14 protein-coding genes and 1 pseudogene are annotated in these 17,510 nt (G+C 53.0%); 5 read left to right on the forward strand and 10 right to left on the reverse strand.

What is annotated here, in order from left to right; translation table 11 throughout:
• Positions 1-58 precede the first annotated feature (58 nt).
• The 3 genes and pseudogenes from ACW44H_RS18675 to ACW44H_RS18685 all read right to left on the reverse strand — a co-directional run.
• Positions 59-526 (reverse strand): low molecular weight protein-tyrosine-phosphatase, encoded by a 468-nt coding sequence (locus ACW44H_RS18675; protein ID WP_457505996.1) that lies wholly within the window; start codon positions 524-526, stop codon positions 59-61.
• A gap of 1 nt (position 527) precedes the next feature.
• Positions 528-1,652, reverse strand: coding sequence for a polysaccharide export protein (locus tag ACW44H_RS18680; RefSeq protein ID WP_457505997.1), 1,125 nt, complete (start codon positions 1,650-1,652; stop codon positions 528-530).
• Positions 1,653-2,303: 651 nt separating this feature from the next.
• Positions 2,304-2,388 (reverse strand): annotated as a pseudogene (locus ACW44H_RS18685) (polysaccharide biosynthesis protein); the annotation flags it as partial.
• A gap of 174 nt (positions 2,389-2,562) precedes the next feature.
• Between ACW44H_RS18685 and ACW44H_RS18690 the strand changes: the two are divergent.
• Entirely contained in the window at positions 2,563-3,816 is a 1,254-nt protein-coding gene (locus tag ACW44H_RS18690; protein ID WP_113271324.1) for an IS256 family transposase, read from the forward strand.
• Here ACW44H_RS18690 and ACW44H_RS18695 read toward each other — a convergent pair.
• Both ACW44H_RS18695 and ACW44H_RS18700 read right to left on the reverse strand, forming a co-directional pair.
• On the reverse strand, positions 3,796-5,283 hold the full coding sequence (locus ACW44H_RS18695) for a polysaccharide biosynthesis protein (RefSeq protein WP_457505998.1): 1,488 nt from the start codon (positions 5,281-5,283) through the stop codon (positions 3,796-3,798). The genes ACW44H_RS18690 and ACW44H_RS18695 overlap by 21 nt on opposite strands.
• An 860-nt stretch (positions 5,284-6,143) precedes the next feature.
• Complete coding sequence (locus ACW44H_RS18700; RefSeq protein ID WP_457505999.1) at positions 6,144-7,103, reverse strand: alpha/beta hydrolase; 960 nt, start codon at positions 7,101-7,103, stop codon at positions 6,144-6,146.
• A gap of 367 nt (positions 7,104-7,470) precedes the next feature.
• Between ACW44H_RS18700 and ACW44H_RS18705 the strand changes: the two genes are divergently transcribed.
• Both ACW44H_RS18705 and ACW44H_RS18710 read left to right on the forward strand, forming a co-directional pair.
• Positions 7,471-9,645, forward strand: coding sequence for a malate synthase G (locus ACW44H_RS18705; protein WP_457506000.1), 2,175 nt, complete (start codon positions 7,471-7,473; stop codon positions 9,643-9,645).
• A 66-nt stretch (positions 9,646-9,711) separates the two neighbouring features.
• A complete protein-coding gene (locus tag ACW44H_RS18710) occupies positions 9,712-10,152 on the forward strand; it encodes a PaaI family thioesterase (protein ID WP_457506001.1) in 441 nt (146 codons plus the stop codon).
• A gap of 14 nt (positions 10,153-10,166) precedes the next feature.
• Here ACW44H_RS18710 and ACW44H_RS18715 read toward each other — a convergent pair whose 3' ends face one another.
• A complete protein-coding gene (locus ACW44H_RS18715; protein ID WP_457506002.1) occupies positions 10,167-10,613 on the reverse strand; it encodes a DUF411 domain-containing protein in 447 nt (148 codons plus the stop codon).
• Between the two features lie 566 nt (positions 10,614-11,179).
• On the opposite strand from ACW44H_RS18715, the gene ACW44H_RS18720 reads away from it, so the two are divergent.
• A complete protein-coding gene (locus tag ACW44H_RS18720; protein WP_457506003.1) occupies positions 11,180-12,670 on the forward strand; it encodes a methyl-accepting chemotaxis protein in 1,491 nt (496 codons plus the stop codon).
• A 150-nt stretch (positions 12,671-12,820) separates the two neighbouring features.
• Here the strand turns inward: ACW44H_RS18720 and paoC are convergent, their stop codons facing one another.
• The 4 genes from paoC to ACW44H_RS18740 all read right to left on the reverse strand — a co-directional run bounded on the left by paoC (position 12,821) and on the right by ACW44H_RS18740 (position 17,160).
• The gene (gene paoC / locus ACW44H_RS18725) at positions 12,821-15,001 is read right to left on the reverse strand and encodes an aldehyde oxidoreductase molybdenum-binding subunit PaoC (RefSeq protein WP_457506004.1); all 2,181 of its coding nucleotides are present in this window, start codon (positions 14,999-15,001) and stop codon (positions 12,821-12,823) included.
• A 3-nt stretch (positions 15,002-15,004) separates the two neighbouring features.
• Positions 15,005-15,955, reverse strand: coding sequence for an FAD binding domain-containing protein (locus ACW44H_RS18730; protein WP_457506005.1), 951 nt, complete (start codon positions 15,953-15,955; stop codon positions 15,005-15,007).
• Positions 15,952-16,548 carry an aldehyde dehydrogenase iron-sulfur subunit PaoA gene (gene paoA, locus ACW44H_RS18735; protein WP_457506006.1) on the reverse strand — a complete coding sequence of 199 codons (597 nt, stop codon included), beginning with the start codon at positions 16,546-16,548 and terminating at the stop codon, positions 15,952-15,954. The genes ACW44H_RS18730 and paoA overlap by 4 nt, the downstream gene beginning before the upstream one ends.
• A gap of 234 nt (positions 16,549-16,782) precedes the next feature.
• Complete coding sequence (locus ACW44H_RS18740) at positions 16,783-17,160, reverse strand: DUF423 domain-containing protein (RefSeq protein WP_113270783.1); 378 nt, start codon at positions 17,158-17,160, stop codon at positions 16,783-16,785.
• Between the two features lie 137 nt (positions 17,161-17,297).
• Between ACW44H_RS18740 and thiS the strand changes: the two genes are divergently transcribed.
• Entirely contained in the window at positions 17,298-17,504 is a 207-nt protein-coding gene (gene thiS / locus ACW44H_RS18745) for a sulfur carrier protein ThiS (RefSeq protein WP_113270807.1), read from the forward strand.
• The last annotated feature ends 6 nt before the right edge of the window (positions 17,505-17,510 follow it).

The raw sequence follows: 17,510 nt of genomic DNA on the forward strand, positions 1-17,510 counted from the left end.
CTCAGTCACACGCCATTAAGGCGCGCGAAAATGGAAAATTAAAAAAGCTTTAAAACTATTACCACACGCTTTTACTGCCGGTGTCTAAAAGCTTTTCTCGCCAGGCGAAACTTGCTGTTTTGATCGTGTCGTAAACTAACTGACAGACCTCATCACTACGCTGGTAGGGATCAGGAATATCTCGATCGTCTATCGGCTTATCCGTTCGCCACATACCAAACAGCAACGTTTTCCCCAACATCTCTGGCCATGTGCGAGCAATCAGCTGTCGTTGCTTGGCGCTCATCACTAGCACAAGGTCTGCGTTAGCCAGCAGATTGCGATCTACTGGCTTTGCCTGATGCTGGCTAAGGTCGTACCCATCCGCTTTTGCAAGCGCAGCTATACGCGGTTCTACGCCTCCCTGCCCGGCAGCTAACCCCGCCGACTTCACTTCGATATCGGTGAGGCCTTGCTGCAACATGGCAGCAGCAACCGGGCTTCGGCAGATATTACCGGTACAAACAATAAGGATACGTTTTGTCATATTAAAGGAGGTCGTTAAGACCATCGCTGCTATTGCCCACATTACCAGGTAAGTTGACTGAGGGCAGGAGAAGACTAATAACACGGTTCCAGCGAGCTATCGGCGCGGTGGTTACGTAGACCACATCTTGCGGCTCTAATTGGAAGTTGCTGGCCATTGCAAAGGCTATAGCATTGCTAATATCTAATTGATAAACGGTGGCTAGCTTTTCAGCGCCAGGCGCATTACGACGTAGCACAAAGATTCCTGAAGGCTCAGCGGTCTCTTCATTAACCCCTCCTGCACGTGATAACGCATCGGTTAGTGACAAGCGTTCACGGTTCATACGTAGGTTCCCGGGTGAACGCACTTGGCCCAACATGGCAACACCTTGGTTATCATCGCTGGGGATATGCAACAAGTCGCCGTCTCTAAGCAAGCGGTTTTGACGCTGATCCCCCTCACTTAATAGGGAGAAAAGCGAGAGCTGTTCTTCCGTGCCATTACGGAATAAATACATTTCATGCCAAAAAGCGTTATCTGTTGGTCCACCCACTTCATTAACAGCATCAAGTATAGTCAAAGGTACGTTAGTCACCGGAACTGAACCTGGCGAAGCAACAGCGCCAGTTACATGGAACCGCTTGGAATTAAACGCCGCGATAAAGACATCGATCTGGGGTTCTGTAAGGAAGTCGGCAAGACCCCGAGTTAGTTGGACACGAATCTCTTCGGTGGTTTTCCCTGCGACATGCACACGCCCTATAAACGGGTAGAAAATAGTGCCATCTGAACGCACTATATTGCCTGCCTCCACAGCGCTACGCTCGCCGCCGGTAGGAATAGTGAGCTCAGGATGGTCATAGACAACGATACTCAGTACGTCACCGACGCCTACTGTATATTCATAGTCTGATAGCTCGTTACGCAACTCTTCAGTAACGGGGTGTACCGGAGGCTCTTGGGTTTCTTGCGCCCAAATCAGTTCCGGCGTTATTGGCTTAATATCGACTATTTTCATTAAATCAGGCGACTCCGACTCCGGAGCTTCATAATCAATATCGCCCCCCGGAGCTAGGGCACAACCTGTTATAAACAAGGCAAGCGAGAGCACAACCAGCAAGCGAAAATTAGTTTGTTTTCTCATGAGAGCATCTACCTGGGCGTGGATTGAACGAAGACATGTACTATTAGTGTTAGCTCACTGTCTGCTTAACTAATACTACATTAGCGCTTTGTACCTGAATTCAGGACTTATGCTAAAAAAATTTTGGCACGCTACCGCCCCGAGGTTTTTTTGGCTCATCCCCGAGGCCGGCTAACTAATCTGTACATTTTAACTACACAGCAATAAAACCGCGTTTAAAGCTTAACTACCGCCTGCCTCACATGAGGAAAATTTTAGCTAAAAGCGCCTTAATAAAATCAAACTAACACTTTCTATTATTAGCCCCATCCATTAACAATCCCGTCCTCGAAAATGCCGTCATTCTCTCCAACGACGTTTTCTCTGCCGTAAATTGGCTTTCATTTTTTTCTATATAGGAGGCAGTTGTATCTTTTGAAATGACCGAAGAATTAGCGAGGGCTTTTTTTGCAGTAACTTGATTCGCTGTAGATAGCCAAAAATGATCGACAATATCTGACAGCGGTTGGTAGGCAGTAGGCGCAGCTATGAGTAAATCACGTATTTTGGCAGCATCCTGTTTTTTACACGCTTCTTCCAGTTGAGACAGCACCGGCTCCAGCGATGACCAAGGCAAAAATTCTTCTGACGCTGTCATAATTCTGGGATGCCGTGTCTTATTTGCGCTTTCTGTTGCTAGAAGTTCTTCGTATAGCTTTTCACCGGGCCGCAAACCAGTAAAACGAATCGTTATTTCACCTTTTTTATCATCCGAAATAGTGTTTTCTTGCGCAGCTTTAGTGTTCTTTGCATCGTCAGGCACAGAAATAAGAGTTAAGCTCAAGTCTGGTGTATGGGAGGAGGTAGGAAGGGTGGCGTATCCTGTTGATTGATCACGACCAAGATCTCAACCAACACGAGTGGATACGCCATGGCCGATTCTACCCTCCGGACTCTTTCACAACCAGAACCCCAGGTCGCTGACCCGCTGCACGAGCTGCTGCGCCAAGGTGCCCGTGACCTGATCGCCAAGGCCGTCGAGGCCGAGTTGGCCACCTTTCTGGCGCAGTATGCCGATCAGCGGCTCGACGATGGACGCCAGGCCGTGGTCCGCAACGGCTACCTGCCCGAGCGCACGGTCCAGACCGGGATCGGGGATGTCAGCGTGCAGGTGCCCAAGGTGCGTGACCGCAGTGGCGGTGGCGCTCGCTTCAACAGCAGCCTGCTGCCGCCCTATCTGAAGCGAGCCCGCAGCATCGAGGAGTTGATCCCTTGGCTCTACCTGAAGGGGATCTCCACTGGCGACTACCAGGAGGCGCTGGCGGCACTGCTGGGCGACCAGGCCAAGGGTCTGTCGGCCAACACTGTGTCACGGCTCAAGAAGCAGTGGGAGGACGAGCATACCGAGTGGCGAAAGCGGGACCTGTCAGACCGTCGCTACGTCTACTGGTGGGCCGACGGGGTGTACAGCAACGTGCGCATGGATGACCGCCTGTGCCTGCTGGTGATCATCGGGGTCACCGAGCAGGGCCGCAAGGAGTTGGTGGCCGTCGAGGACGGCTTCCGCGAGTCGGCGGACAGCTGGAAGACCCTGCTGACAGGCCTGCGAGAACGCGGCCTGACCCAGGCTCCCAAGCTGGCGGTGGGCGACGGCGCCATGGGGTTCTGGGCGGCCCTGAGCAAGATTTACCCGGAGACCGACCATCAGCGCTGCTGGGTTCACAAGACGGCTAACGTGCTGAACAAGCTGCCAAAGTCAGTACAGCCCAAGGTCAAGGCCGACCTGCATGACATCTGGATGGCCGAGACCCGCGACGAGGCGCACAAGGCCTTCGATCGCACGCTGAAACGCTTCGAGGCCAAGTACCCCAAGGCGATGGCGTGCCTGGCCAAGGATCGGGAGGAACTGCTGGCGTTCTACGACTACCCGGCAGAGCACTGGGTGCATATCCGCACCACCAACCCGATTGAGTCGACCTTCGCCACGGTCCGCCTGCGGAGCAAGCGCAGCCGGAACTGCGGCTCCAGAGCGACGACCCTGGCGATGGTCTTCAAGCTGCTCCAGAGCGCCGAGAAGCGCTGGAAGCGCATCAAGGGGTTCAGCAAGCTGGAACTGGTCGTGAACAACGTCCGGTTCCAGGATGGAGAGCAAGTAACCGATCAGTCAGACAGGACTGCCGCCTGACCGCCATCCACCAGATTTGACTATAACTCCAGAAATAAAGCGATAGTTTAAACCTGACAATTTCACCATTCGAGTAGCAAGCTCTACGATCTTGACCGGCTTGCCCATATCCAGAACAAAGACATCTCCGCCTGTCGCCATACCGCTGGCTTGAATCACAAGCTGGGCAGCTTCAGGAATCGTCATGAAGTAACGAGTAATGTCTGGGTGCGTAACGGTGATAGGGCCGCCTTTCTCAATTTGGCGCCGAAAAAGAGGAACAACGGATCCCGATGAACCCAATACGTTGCCAAAGCGCACCATTGAAAAACGTGTACCCGTTTGCTCATCAGCACATGCCTGACAAACCAGCTCTGCCATTCGTTTACTAGCGCCCATCACATTGGTTGGGCGCACTGCCTTGTCGGTAGAAACCAGGACAAAAGACTCTACGTCCTCTTTGATGGCCGCCCTAGCAACTTCCAGTGTTCCAAAGACATTATTGAGCACTCCCTCCGCCGGATTAAACTCTACGAGAGGGACGTGTTTATAAGCGGCCGCATGATAAATTGTATTAATTTCAAAAGTACGCATTAGGCGTGCGATAACGTCACCATTGCGAACAGAAGTCAGAGCCGGCTTAACGACAACGTCAAGATCGCCCTTATCGATTAACTGAGCTAGGTCTTGGTCAATTTTGTAGAGAGAGTATTCAGAAGAGTCAACGATGATTAGTCGTTTGGGATGTAGCTGAACAATCTGACGGCATAGCTCGCTACCAATAGAGCCGCCAGCGCCCGTCACCATCACCGACTTATGCGTAATGTTCGTTCCCATTAGCTTAGGGTCAGGCGGCACGGGATCTCGTCCTAATAGATCCTCTACACGAACATCACGGAGCTCATTGAATTTTGCTTTGCCTGAAACAATATCTGCCATATCCGGTATGGTTTGTACTGGAATCGACAGTGGCTCAATAGATTCAATAATTTCCTGGCGACGTGCACGTGTTGCTTCTGGAATAGCCAATAAGAATTTTTCTACGCCAAAATTCTCAATTAATTTGGGCGTCGACTCTGGCTTATAAACTCTTAACCCCTGTATATGCGTACCTTGAAGAAGGGGGGCATAGTCAACAAAGCCAACGGGTTCGTAATCTCTACCATGGCGCAGTGAAACCACCAACTGGCGCCCTGCTGCTCCGGCGCCATATATCAACACCCGGGTTTTTTGGAGCTGCTGACCACGCTGATACATTAATCGTAACGCTAGCCTTATGCCGCCAATCGTTATAAATGCCAGCATCGTATAAATAAAAGGCACAGATCTGGGTACAGGTAAATTTAACGTCATGCTGACGATGTACAATGTTAATGCAGAGCCGATGACACCAGCAGAAAGCGCCTGCAGCGCCTTCATACCCATAAAACGTACGATGGAGCGGTAAAAACCCAGGCGTATAAAAATGAATAGACTTACCGGTATCATGACGGGCAATGCCAACCACACCGACCCGTTAGCTAAAAATTCCAAGGAGTCTAATCGCAGGAGCATTGCCAACAGAAAGCTAGCAATGATCAAAAAAGTATCTACCAAGAGCTGAATGAACTGCTTCCGACGCCTTGTCAGGCCAAATAATGTCTTAATGACAAACATCATAGCGATTTCCCTGTATTGAACTCACCAGTGGCCTACCAGCACGCCATTAATAGCGGTCATGTTGCACTCCCTTGCCACTCACTCTTGCTTATTGGTTATGAACGTTGCTCTATTGGGCCGCCGAGTGCATGAACCCCGTCTAGCACCAAGCAGGCTATTGAAAACCGCAAAGCCATAATCCGTAACATTTCATTACGCTACTTCTGCAAGCCCTATCTTGTTGACCCTTCTCATCAAACCTATACTTAATATAAAAACAAACACTTATAGCTATCCCGGTCAGTGACAGCTACCTTGATCAACCTAAGCTTACGTATTAATAACCATAAAGTCTCAACTGATTACTTACTTTTCTACACTCTTTATTCACGTTTCGCAACAATTCTATTTTGTTAACATTCCCTTGACATACCTGAAGAGGCTGCTACGAAAAACGTGGAAGTGGCAGCCACTTGACTCCCATAAAAAAATCACCCTCCCTAATTTAAATTAAAAAATATTCATAAGCTTTTGTTAAAAAAGCGCTTATTGGATTTTAGTATTTTTCCTTACAATGCGTAATTTAAACTTAGGGAATCTCCCTATATAGACCTTGTGACGGACGAAAGTCCGAGAGCCTATAGCTAGGTCCAGGGTGAATAATTATGGACAAATCAGGAGAGATCAGATCAGCTAAAAAATCTTTTCAATTACAATTCATTAGGTGAGATGCTTATTTTTTCGACAAACTCATCCAGGGTAGTAAATAAAGCTCGCCTGATGGGTTCAGCTTCATTCACTAAGTGATGACGCGCTTCGGGGTGGCAATGGATGTCGGCGTTGGGAAATTTTTCCGCCAGAATTGCTAAATTCCACTTCCAATCGACGGTGACGTCTTGCTCACCTTGCAAAATCAGCGTAGGTAGCAGGCTAGGCTCCTGCGCCAGCAGACGGGGCATCCAGCGGCGCATGGCGCTAACCCAGGCCACGTCCAACTGGTTATGCTGAAGCGGGTCCTGTTCGCGGAGGAAAGAAGTGAAGGACTCATCGGTGGTATTAGCCCGATATTTGCGCGGCAATTGATTCACGAAGGGGCTTGCCAACCAATGAACCCAACTCGATTGGCTCCATCCCCAAGGTCTCACCAGCGGCGCCAGTAATACCAGCCCAGCCCAATGACCGCTATCCGGACGGGTCAGAGCGTCGGTAGCCAGTATCGCCGCGCCGGTGCTTTGTCCGACACCCAGCCAAGGTTTCGGCGCCAAGCCTTGTTGCCCAAGGTAATCTTGCAGATGGATCAGACAGTGTTGATAGTCTTCAAAATCTTCTATCGTCGCGCGTGGCCCGCTAGAAAGGCCGTGGCCGGGCAAATCCCAAAGCACCACCCGAAAGCGTTGCGCCAGCAGACGTTCGAGTAGATGTCGGTAGAGCCCCAAATGGTCGTAATAACCGTGCACCACAAAGGCCGTGCCTATCGGTTCTGAGGGGCTCCAAACCTGGCACCACAACCGGAAGCGTGGCGTGTCGAGATAACCGACGTATAGCCCCACATGCTCAGTGAGCAGCGGTGCCAAGCCATAATATTTCAGGTAGTCATCCAGCGGCTGGTCGCCCTTCGAATCGAAAGGTGCAATCGGACCCAAAGCCTGCAGGGGGGTAAAGTCGGTCATCGTATCCTCCAACAGGTAGGACAGGAGCGTGCCGCGAGCCGTTCACGCCGGGATGAAGTCGACTGGCAGGCGCACAGCAGACCCTCACCATACCAGAAGACACTGGCATTTTTATTGCTGGCATTGCTGGCTTGTCTCCAACTCGTCTACAGAGCACTGGCGGCGTAGCTCTGCCCAATGAAAAAGGGCAGAGTAACTGTTGGATGAGTGCCGGGTTAGCCCTATGTCTAGGGCAGGAATTTGATCTTCGAGTTTACATGTGGAAGTATTTTCCACAAAATCGTGACATGCTGGTTGGAAGACATCACACACCGCTGATTCCTGCGATTGGCGCAAGCCGACCGCCGACGCACATGAGGAGCTCTCTATGTCTCAACGTATCTCTCGCCATCGCCTTCAGGTGGCCGCCGATTTAGATCGTTTTATCAATGAGCAGGCACTACCGGGAACAGGCATTGATGAAAATGCCTTTTGGGCCGGGGTAGATGCCCTGTTTCATGATTTAACACCTAAAAACCGTCAACTGCTGGAAGAGCGCGACACGCTGCAAGAGAAGCTTGACGTGTGGCACCGGGAAAACCCCGGTCCGGTCGCGGATATGCCTGCGTATCGTCGTTTCTTGAAAGAGACCGGCTACCTGGCAGAAGCCCCGGCTAACGTCAAAGCGACAACGGCTAACGTTGATCGCGAAGTGGCCGTTCAAGCAGGGCCTCAGTTAGTGGTACCGGTGAGCAATGCTCGCTATGCGCTGAATGCTGCCAACGCGCGTTGGGGCAGCCTTTACGACGCTCTTTATGGTACTGACGCGATTTCAGAAGACGACGGTGCCGAAAAAGGTACCAGCTTCAACCCTAAACGCGGTGCCAAAGTAATTGCCTATGCCCGCGGCGTGCTTGATCGCGCAGCACCGCTGGCCACAGGTTCCCACCGCGATGCGGTTAAATACGCGATTCGTGACGGTCATTTGGTAGTGACTCTGGAAGGTGGTCGGGAAACCGGGCTAAAAGACCCCGCCAGGCTGATTGGTTTTAACGGCGAAGTGGCTAAACCAGAGTCGATTCTGCTGGCTAATAATGGCCTGCACCTGGAGATCCTGATCGATCCTAACGACTCCATCGGTAAAACTGACCCGGCAGGCGTTAAAGATCTAGTGGTAGAAGCCGCTTTAACCGCCATCATGGATTGTGAAGACTCTGTCGCCGCGGTGGATTCAGAAGATAAGGTCGTTGTTTACAGCAACTGGCTCGGTCTGATGAAGGGCGACCTGGAAGAGAAGATCGAAAAAGGCGACAAGACGTTTACACGTAAGCTTAACGACGACCGCTCTTGGCAAACCACCGATGGCGGTAGCGTCACGTTACCAGGTCGTTCGTTAATGTTCGTGCGTAATGTGGGTCACTTGATGACCACACCAGCGATTCTGGATGAAAACGGCAACGAACTGCCGGAAGGTATTCTTGATGCGGTGGTTACCTCGCTGCTAGCGCTACACGACCTGAAAAAAGACGCCAGTCAGCCGCGTAACTCGCGCACCGGCTCCGTCTACATCGTAAAGCCGAAAATGCACGGGCCTAAAGAGGTCGCCTTCGCCAATGAACTGTTTGGTCGTGTCGAGGACATTCTAGGCATGAGCCGCGACACCCTGAAAATGGGCATCATGGACGAAGAGCGCCGCACCACCGTTAATCTCAAGGCGTGTATTGCCGAAGCCGCCTCCCGCGTTGCATTCATCAACACCGGTTTCCTGGATCGTACCGGCGACGAAATGCATACCGCGATGGAAGCAGGGCCCATGGTGCGCAAGGGCGATATGAAGAGCGCTGCATGGATCCAGGCTTATGAGAAGAGCAACGTGCAAGTCGGTCTTGCCTGCGGCCTGCGCAGTCGCGCTCAGATCGGTAAAGGCATGTGGGCCATGCCCGATTTAATGCATAACATGCTGGAGCAGAAAATCGGCCATCCCAAAGCCGGCGCCAACACGGCCTGGGTACCGTCTCCTACGGCGGCCACCCTACACGCGCTGCATTATCATCAAGTCAACGTCATCGGCGTCCAGCGCGAGCTAGAAGCGCTAGGCGAACCCGACTACCTGGATGATCTGCTCACCGTACCGGTGGCGGAAAACCCCACTTGGTCCGATGAAGAGATTCAGCAAGAGCTGGACAATAACTGCCAGGGCATTCTGGGTTACGTGGTGCGCTGGGTAGAACACGGCGTGGGTTGTTCGAAAGTACCGGACATTCACAATGTCGGCTTGATGGAAGATCGCGCGACGCTGCGTATTTCCAGCCAGCACATCGCCAACTGGCTACACCATGGCATTGTTGATGCGCCGCGGGTTGAAGAGACGCTCAAGCGCATGGCGAAGGTGGTGGATGAGCAGAACGCAGGCGACCCCACCTATACCGCCATGAGCGCCGACTTTGACGGCTCTACAGCGTTCAAAGCAGCCTCTGACCTAATCTTCAAAGGTCGCGTTCAGCCCTCAGGCTACACCGAGCCGCTTCTGCACGAGTGGCGTCAGGTACATAAGGCGAAGTAAACTCGCCTTACGCTACAATCAGCCTCGAGGCGCATGCCTCGGGGCTTTTTTATGAGGATAACAACAATGACCGTCATGACGGCTGAACAGATCGAGCACTTCCTGGATGAGGTTTTTCCCCAGCGGATGGGCAAAATAGAGAGCGTTGGTGAGATGCGCGCCACCATGCGCTTAGCGATTGGCAACGAGCATCTTCGCCCTGGGCCAAGGGTTTCCGGGCCCACCATGATGGGCTTTGCGGATGTGGCCATGTACGTCGCTATTTTGGCCCAAATAGGTCCTGAAGCGATGGCCGTGACCAGCGACCTTAACTGCCACTTTCTGCGCGCCGCTTCCGGCGATCACGATATTATCGCCCACGCCAAACTGATCAAACTCGGCCGCCGTCTAGCGGTAGGCGAAGTGCAGATATTTTCAGCGAGTGATGACATACGCCCAGTGGTGCATGTTACCGCCAGCTACGCACTGCCAGATTTACGATCAGACGTACGTTCAGGCAATGCTTAACGTGTGACAGTTGTTTAAGGCGCCAGCGTCATAAATGGCGCATCTTCCTGGTCTGTAAACGCGTATACATTGTAAGGGGCTTCTTGTGGCCCCGGCATACCCGGCGTGCCAATGGGCATACCAGCCAAGCCAATGCCATCGATATCGGGCTGTTGTTCAAACAATGCCTGCACAGCCTCCATCGGCACATGGCCTTCAATCCAGTACTCGCCCATCTCAATGGTATGGCACGACCCTAGGCCATAGGGCACGCCCGCCTGTTGTTTGATATCACCTAGCTCTACGTCATCAACAATCGTCACCTCTACACCGAGTTCTTCAAGATGGCGTGCATAAGCGTCGCAGCAGCCGCACTGGGGGTTTTTATACAGTGTGGCTTCATCAGGCAGCGCCGCATGCGCCGAGACCGACCCTAAAATGAGTGCGGAAGAAAGTAATAGCGATGCATGTAAGCGGCTCATTAATGCTCTCCTTGATACGAACGACTAAAAAGTTATTTAGTAAGCACCTTTAACCAGCCTACCCAGCCCACAGAACCCATAAAGGCAAAACAGTCTGCGTTCATCATGGCTAATTTCCTTACCACAATAGCGCAATCTGAAAAGATGCTTATCACTTGATCAAAGCTTACAACCTATGGGTAAGGCTGAGGTCAAGGTTGCCATCAAGATTAACTGTGCTTCTTTGACGCAGGTCATGCTCTGAGTGCCATCGAAGCGCTCTTTTAGTGCCCTGGATTTGGCGTCTTTGCCGAGGTAAAACAGCGATTAACCCTTTCTGTTAGCTAATACAGACTGTTAGCTAATACAGAATTGATCAAAGATGCCTGTTTGGCCTTTTGTATCATTAGAAAATCGCTCAACGCACCCCCTACACACAAACAGCAACAGCAACCGCTTATGTATCAACACATGTGTATTTATATTTCGAAAAGTTATAACAAAGTTTTTTAAAGTTATTTCACGTTGCGTCGATAAAAAACCTACCTCCCTGTATTCCTCCCCTGAAAAGCAAGGACACGATAACAATGTCAGATGCATCTTTTGCAAACCATATTGCACGAACCGACAGGCTCATGTGGTTGCCGTTGGGGTTCGTCGCTTTTTTGTGTTTAGTGATCGGTATTTTCACGCAAACACTATTGTTAGCGGTTATCGTCGCGACGATAACCCTCCCACTAGCGTACATTGCGCAACATAAATGGCATGGCCATATCGTCAACGGGTTCGTCAAAGCCACCATTATGATGGCCTGGGCAGCCGTATTGATTGAACAAAGTGGCGGCTTGATAGAGGCCCACTTTAGTATCTTTATCCTGTTATCCGTTTTAATTCTCTATAGTGATTGGCGGGTTATCGCGTTTGGCGGTTTGGTTATTGCGCTCCACCATGCGCTATTCACGTGGCTTCACTACCAAGGCGTTGTCCAGCTTTACGCCAGCATGGGCGATATGGACAGCATGGCCAACGGTGACACCCGCCATAGCGTTGCCGCCTTACTCTCCTGCTTGCTTATGCATGGCGGTGCCGTGGTGGTCCAGGTCATTATTCTCGGCTACCTGGCTAAGGTGCTGGAAAGCATGGTCCAAGAAAGCCTTCACGTGACCCGTTTCGCCGTGGCCGCGGGCGGGGGCAATCTGGACATGATATTCACGGATAAAGAGCAGCAGTTACCTGCAGTCGCAGCGGTTATCAGCATGCGCGACCAGGTCACAGAGAGCTTGCGTAAAACCCAAACCGCAGCGAGTCACATTACCGACTACAGCCAGCAGTTGTTCGTTGCCCAGGAGCAGCTACGCACGCAAACGGCACGTAACAGCAGCCAAACCGAACGCATATCCACAAGCACCGCGGAGCTTGCCGCCACGACCCGTGAGACCGCTGAAGAATCCCAGCACATCCGACAACTGGCCAGTCACGCGGAGCAAATCGCCCGTCAAAATGGTGCACAAGTTGAAGAAATGCGCGAAATGATGCGTCTACTGAATCAGCATGCGAGCAAGATTCACGAAATGCTGAGCGAGATTGATAACATCACGTTCCAGACCAATCTTCTGGCCCTGAATGCCTCGGTGGAAGCCGCACGAGCCGGTGAGCATGGGCTAGGCTTCGCGGTAGTCGCAAACGAAGTGCGTACGCTTTCAAAAAATACTCACCAAACCGCGTCGCGGATTCGCCAAACCATTGCCGACACTACCGATCAAGTCTCTCTGGGCGTTAGCCAGACGACCACCATCGCTGAAACCACTCAGTCACTGATTCAAAGCTTCGAGCAGGTAGCGATGCGCTTGACCAATATGGACAATGCCGTTCAGCAGCAACACCAGGGCGTTGAAGAGTTAGAGCAAAGTGTCAATGAAATCTACAATGCCCTTGAGCTTTCGCGTGACGCGGTGGATAACTCGCACAGCATGGCCGAACAGCTTTCCGAGACGGCTGATACCATGATGCAGGCCGTGAGTGGTTTTGTATTACCAGTTTCACCTGCCTTTAGCCAACGAGTGTTGAGCCTCTCTTAAGTTGAGCCTCTCTTAACCAACACAACGCCCCCTTCACGTAATGACGCGAAGGGGGCGATAAGCTATTGACGATCGGCTGTTCAACTGCAACAAGCCAGAACGAAGGTTCGGGTGACGATTATTGCCCCTGCATTATTATCGGCGTTGCCATCACTTGGGCAATTGGTCGATCATCCGATCCAGCGTCATTGGATAATCGCGTAACCGCACTCCGGAAGCGTTATAAACCGCGTTGGCAATCGCCGCCGCTACACCGCAGATACCCAGCTCCCCCACCCCTTTGGCTTTTAGGGGCGTTGATGCAGCATCGGCGGTATCCAGAAAGATAATTTCCTGTTCAGGAATGTCGGCATGCACCGCTACCTCATAAGCCGCAAGGTCGTGATTAACAAAGAAACCGCGCTCAAGGTCAACGTTCATTCCCTCCATTAAGGCCGCACCCGTGCCCATGACCATACCGCCAAGCACTTGGCTGCGCGCCGTGACCGGGTTAAGAATGCGTCCTGCATCGCACACCGAAAGCATACGCCGGAGACGCGTTTCGCCGGTGTGGGCGTGCACCGCTACCTCAACAAAATGCGCTGCGAAGGTGGCGATCTGCATCTTGTCTTTAAAGTCGCCAAAGCTGATGGAGTCTTCGGCAACAAGTTCCTCGCCGTCTGCCACATCCCCTAGCGCCAGGTCGGTATCACCACTTACCACACGGCCATTTTCAAAACGGGGCGACTCAATGCCCAACCGCTTGGCTATTTCATTTTGCAGCGCAACACAGGCGGCATACACCCCAGCAGTGGAGCTTGCCGCCCCAAACTGCCCGCCCGAGCCCGAGGAGGTGGGGTAAGCGCTGTTGCCAAGACGAACCTCTACAGCGTTGATGTCCAACCCCATGGTCTCCGCGGCCGTCTGGGCAATAATGGTGTAGGAACCGGTGCCGATATCGGTCATATCAGTTTCTACAACCAGGCGTCCGTCTTGTAACCGCACGCGCGCGCCAGAGGTCATCGTGGGCGCCCCGCGGTAGGCGCCCGCCATGCCATGACCAATCAACCACTGTCCTTCACGCTTGCCACCTGGCGTGCGATTACGATCGGCCCAACCAAACGCCTCTGCGCCTTTGCGTAAGCACTCAACATAGTGGCGATCGCTAAACGGCTTAGAGGGATCTTCGGGGTCTACCTGAGTATCGTTGAGTATCCTAAATTCGACGGGATCCATGCCTAGCTTTTCCGCCATTTCATCCATGGCGATTTCCAGCACGGCAAGCCCTGATGCCTCCCCAGGAGCACGCATATCCGCCGACTCGGGTAAATCCATGTCGATCGCTTGGTGAGCGACGCGACGACTTTTGCCAGCATAAAAGTGGCGCGTTTGATCAACGGGATTTTCGCCACTGCCGCCGGGTAGCGTGTGAGAGATCGCCGAGTGCTCGAAGGCGGTAATCCTGCCCTCAGCATCGGCGGCAATGCGCAGTCGCTGAATAGTGCCAGAGCGATGCACTGTATTATTGAACATTAACGGTCGTGGCAGCGCCAGCTTGACCGGCTGCCCCGCGGCCCGGGAACCCAGCGCGGCCAGCACGGCGTCAGCACGCAGCCACAATTTACCGCCAAAGCCGCCACCGACAAAAGGGCTTTCTAGCCGAATGGTGTCGGCATCGATATTGAAGGTGGTAGCGAGCGCTTGGCGTGTCCATTCAACCATCTGGTTTGAGGTCCATACCGTCATTTGCCCACCATCGGACCAGTCGACGATAGAGGCGTGAGGCTCCATCATGGCGTGGCTTTGTGAGGCGGTACGGTACACCTCGTCCAGCGTCACCGGGGCATCTCGAAAAGCAGCGTCTACGTCGCCCACATCAGCTTGTGGCTCGCCGACGTCCTGCAGGCGTTCCCAAGCGGCTTCAAGGTCGAAGACGCCCTTCTCTTTCTCATAACGGACCTCAATTAGTGCCGCTGCACCCCGCGCCTGTTCTAACGTTTCCGCAACCACCACGGCAATCGCCTGATGGTAGTGCTCAATCGTCGCGCCGCCAAACAGGTGGGCGATATTACTCTCAGCACGATCAAGTGGCTCAAGTTCAAGGGTCGTGACCACGGCTGCCACGCCAGGTGCGGCGCGGGCAGCGGAGGCATCCATATGCATGATCCGCCCCTTGGCAATCGTTGCGCACAAGGGATAGCCCACCAATTGATTGGCCACTACATCGTGTCGTTCATACGCATAGGGCGCGCGGCCCGTTACCTTAAGAACGCCGTCGATGCGGGTATGGGGTTTGCCAATCACGCGGGCGCGGTCAAACAGGTTGTCTTCGGTCGATTGGTTAAAATCCATCGGTCACTCCTGAGCCAGCAGTGAGGCAAGCGTTCGCTCTGCCAGTGTCAGCTTAAAGGCGTTGTCTTGCGTGGGACGGGCACCATCAAGCAATCGAGCCATGACCGCTTGGGCCCCCTTGGGCAGCGCCGCATCCGCGTCAGTTCGCCGCCAGGGCTTGGGTGCCACGCCGCCCAGCGCCACACGCCCGGTACCATCCGGCTTTTGGATTAACGCCACGGATACGAGGGCGAAGGCGTAGGATGTCCGATCACGCACCTTGTAATACGCCTGACGGCCTTCAACAGGCGGGGGGAGTACAACCGCGGTAATCATTTCACCCGGCTTTAACGTGCTTTCGGCCTCGGGGGTACCGCCGGGTAACGGATAAAATGCATCCAGCGTCAGGCGCCGTGTTTCTCCGCTGGGAGTAACGGTTTCCACCTCGGCCTCCAGTGCACTGAGCGCCACGGCCATATCAGAAGGGTGCGTAGCAATACACGCCTCGGACGTGCCGATAATGCCCAATTGACGTGTCGTAGCGCCATCACCGAGTGCAGCACAACCCACCCCAGGTTGGCGCTTATTACAAGGCATTCCGGTGTCGTAGAAATAGGGGCACCGGGTACGCTGTAAAAGATTGCCACCGGTAGTGGCTTTATTGCGCAGCTGGCCTGAGGCGCCTGAGACCAAAGCGCGGCTTAATACTGCATAATTTTTGCGCACCCTTGAGTCGGCCGACAGAGTACTATTGCTGACTAATGCCCCAATCTTCAAGCCACCACCATCGGTGGCCGTAATATCGTTGAGGCCGGTTTTGGTGACATCGATCAAGTGTGTCGGTGTTTCAATTTCATGCTTCATTAAATCCAGCAGGTTGGTACCACCGGCAATAAATTTGGCACCCGGCACTTCGGCAGCGCGTGCTGCCGCCTGCGCTGGATCCGTTATTCGTTCATAGGCGAAGGCTCTCATGGGCGCGCCTCCGCCACCTGAGTGATGGCTTTGAGTATGTTGGCATAAGCACCGCAGCGGCAAATATTGCCCGACATCCGCTCACGAATCTCGGCGTCAGTGATCTCAACAGGCGAGGTTAAATCCTTCGTGACGTGGCTTGGAAGCCCCGCCCGAATCTCCTCTAATACCGCCTTGGCTGAGCAAATTTGGCCTGGGGTACAATAACCACACTGAAATCCATCATGTTCGACAAAGGCCGCCTGCATGGGGTCAAGGTGCTCGACATCGCCCAGCCCTTCGATGGTCGATATTTCGTCACCTTCATGCATGACCGCCAGCGTTAAGCAGGCGTTAATGCGTGTGCCATTTACAAATACCGTGCAGGCGCCGCACTGACCATGGTCACAGCCCTTTTTGGAGCCGGTTAATTTCAAGTGCTCGCGCAAGGTATCCAGCAGCGTTGTTCGGTTATCCAGTTCAAGCTCATACGCTTCCCCATTTACCACTAAAGAGACGACTGAATGATTAGCGTTAGCTAGGCATAAATCTTCTGCGGAAGCGTCTTTTGGGGCTGTTTTGCGACGCATTTCGCCGTTATTAGGTGGGTGCATAACAATGTGCCTTCCATGCTCATGGCTGTCACTTAATGAATGTCATAACAACCTCAGCATAGACATAATTAGTGCCAGCAACCCAGCTCTAGGCCATAAACATCTTGAGAATGACGTAAGGCTACGCTAAAAAAGGCAACGAATAGCGTTTGCGAACTCATTTAAGCAATTGAAAAACTATTTATTTATATACCCTTGAGCGTTGATCCCAAGAAGCAGGGACAATGCTGAGAGTCATGGCGCTTTCACCACTACCACCGCTAGCGCCAGCCATCCAGCCATCAGCAATACACCGCCAATGGGCGTCACGATACCGAGCCCCATCCCCGCCAATGCCATCAAGTAAAGCGAGCCTGAAAAACACACCACTCCCAGCGACCACAGCGCCAGCACCCAGCGCTGCCCAGTCAGTGGTTGTACCTGGCGCCACACCAGCACTACCATCAGGGCAAGCGTATGCCATGCTTGGTAACGCACGCCCGTTTCCACAGCACTCACCATCGCTTCGGTGGTACGCGCCGCCAAACCATGGGCCGCATAGGCGCCCAGTATCACCATCACAGCGCCTGAAAGCGCCGCTATACACCACCACACTTTGTCTGTTTGCTGCACGCTATGCTCCTTTGTCACATTCCTGCTCCCAATTTCGCTTCGACCGTCGCGCTGATTATACCCATGGCGTACCTTGCACGGCGCTAAACCGCTACAATAGAAAACGAACTGCCATGACGAATGAGACGCGCCCTATTATGTCTATACAGATACGTCTAAACGGTGAACCTCATACACTGTCCACCGGCCTAACCGCCGCTGACTTAGTTGAACAGCTGGGTCTTAGTGGCCGTCGTATTGCCGTGGAAATTAACGAAGAGATTGTCCCCCGCAGCCAACACGCCGACACCCACCTAGCCGATGGCGACCAGGTGGAAGTGGTTCACGCGATTGGCGGCGGCTAGAGGAAA

The sequence above is a fragment of the Vreelandella sulfidaeris Esulfide1 genome, from assembly GCF_054072535.1.

Excerpts from the sequence above, each read along its gene's own strand:
- ACW44H_RS18675 (WP_457505996.1), bottom strand. The coding sequence starts at position 526 with ATGACAAAACGTATCCTTATTGTTTGTACCGGTAATATCTGCCGAAGC.
- ACW44H_RS18680 (WP_457505997.1), bottom strand. The coding sequence starts at position 1,652 with ATGAGAAAACAAACTAATTTTCGCTTGCTGGTTGTGCTCTCGCTTGCC.
- ACW44H_RS18690 (WP_113271324.1), top strand. The coding sequence starts at position 2,563 with ATGGCCGATTCTACCCTCCGGACTCTTTCACAACCAGAACCCCAGGTC.
- ACW44H_RS18695 (WP_457505998.1), bottom strand. The coding sequence starts at position 5,283 with ATGATACCGGTAAGTCTATTCATTTTTATACGCCTGGGTTTTTACCGC.
- ACW44H_RS18700 (WP_457505999.1), bottom strand. The coding sequence starts at position 7,103 with ATGACCGACTTTACCCCCCTGCAGGCTTTGGGTCCGATTGCACCTTTC.
- ACW44H_RS18705 (WP_457506000.1), top strand. The coding sequence starts at position 7,471 with ATGTCTCAACGTATCTCTCGCCATCGCCTTCAGGTGGCCGCCGATTTA.
- ACW44H_RS18710 (WP_457506001.1), top strand. The coding sequence starts at position 9,712 with ATGACCGTCATGACGGCTGAACAGATCGAGCACTTCCTGGATGAGGTT.
- ACW44H_RS18715 (WP_457506002.1), bottom strand. The coding sequence starts at position 10,613 with ATGAGCCGCTTACATGCATCGCTATTACTTTCTTCCGCACTCATTTTA.
- ACW44H_RS18720 (WP_457506003.1), top strand. The coding sequence starts at position 11,180 with ATGTCAGATGCATCTTTTGCAAACCATATTGCACGAACCGACAGGCTC.
- paoC (WP_457506004.1), bottom strand. The coding sequence starts at position 15,001 with ATGGATTTTAACCAATCGACCGAAGACAACCTGTTTGACCGCGCCCGC.
- ACW44H_RS18730 (WP_457506005.1), bottom strand. The coding sequence starts at position 15,955 with ATGAGAGCCTTCGCCTATGAACGAATAACGGATCCAGCGCAGGCGGCA.
- paoA (WP_457506006.1), bottom strand. The coding sequence starts at position 16,548 with ATGCACCCACCTAATAACGGCGAAATGCGTCGCAAAACAGCCCCAAAA.
- thiS (WP_113270807.1), top strand. The coding sequence starts at position 17,298 with ATGTCTATACAGATACGTCTAAACGGTGAACCTCATACACTGTCCACC.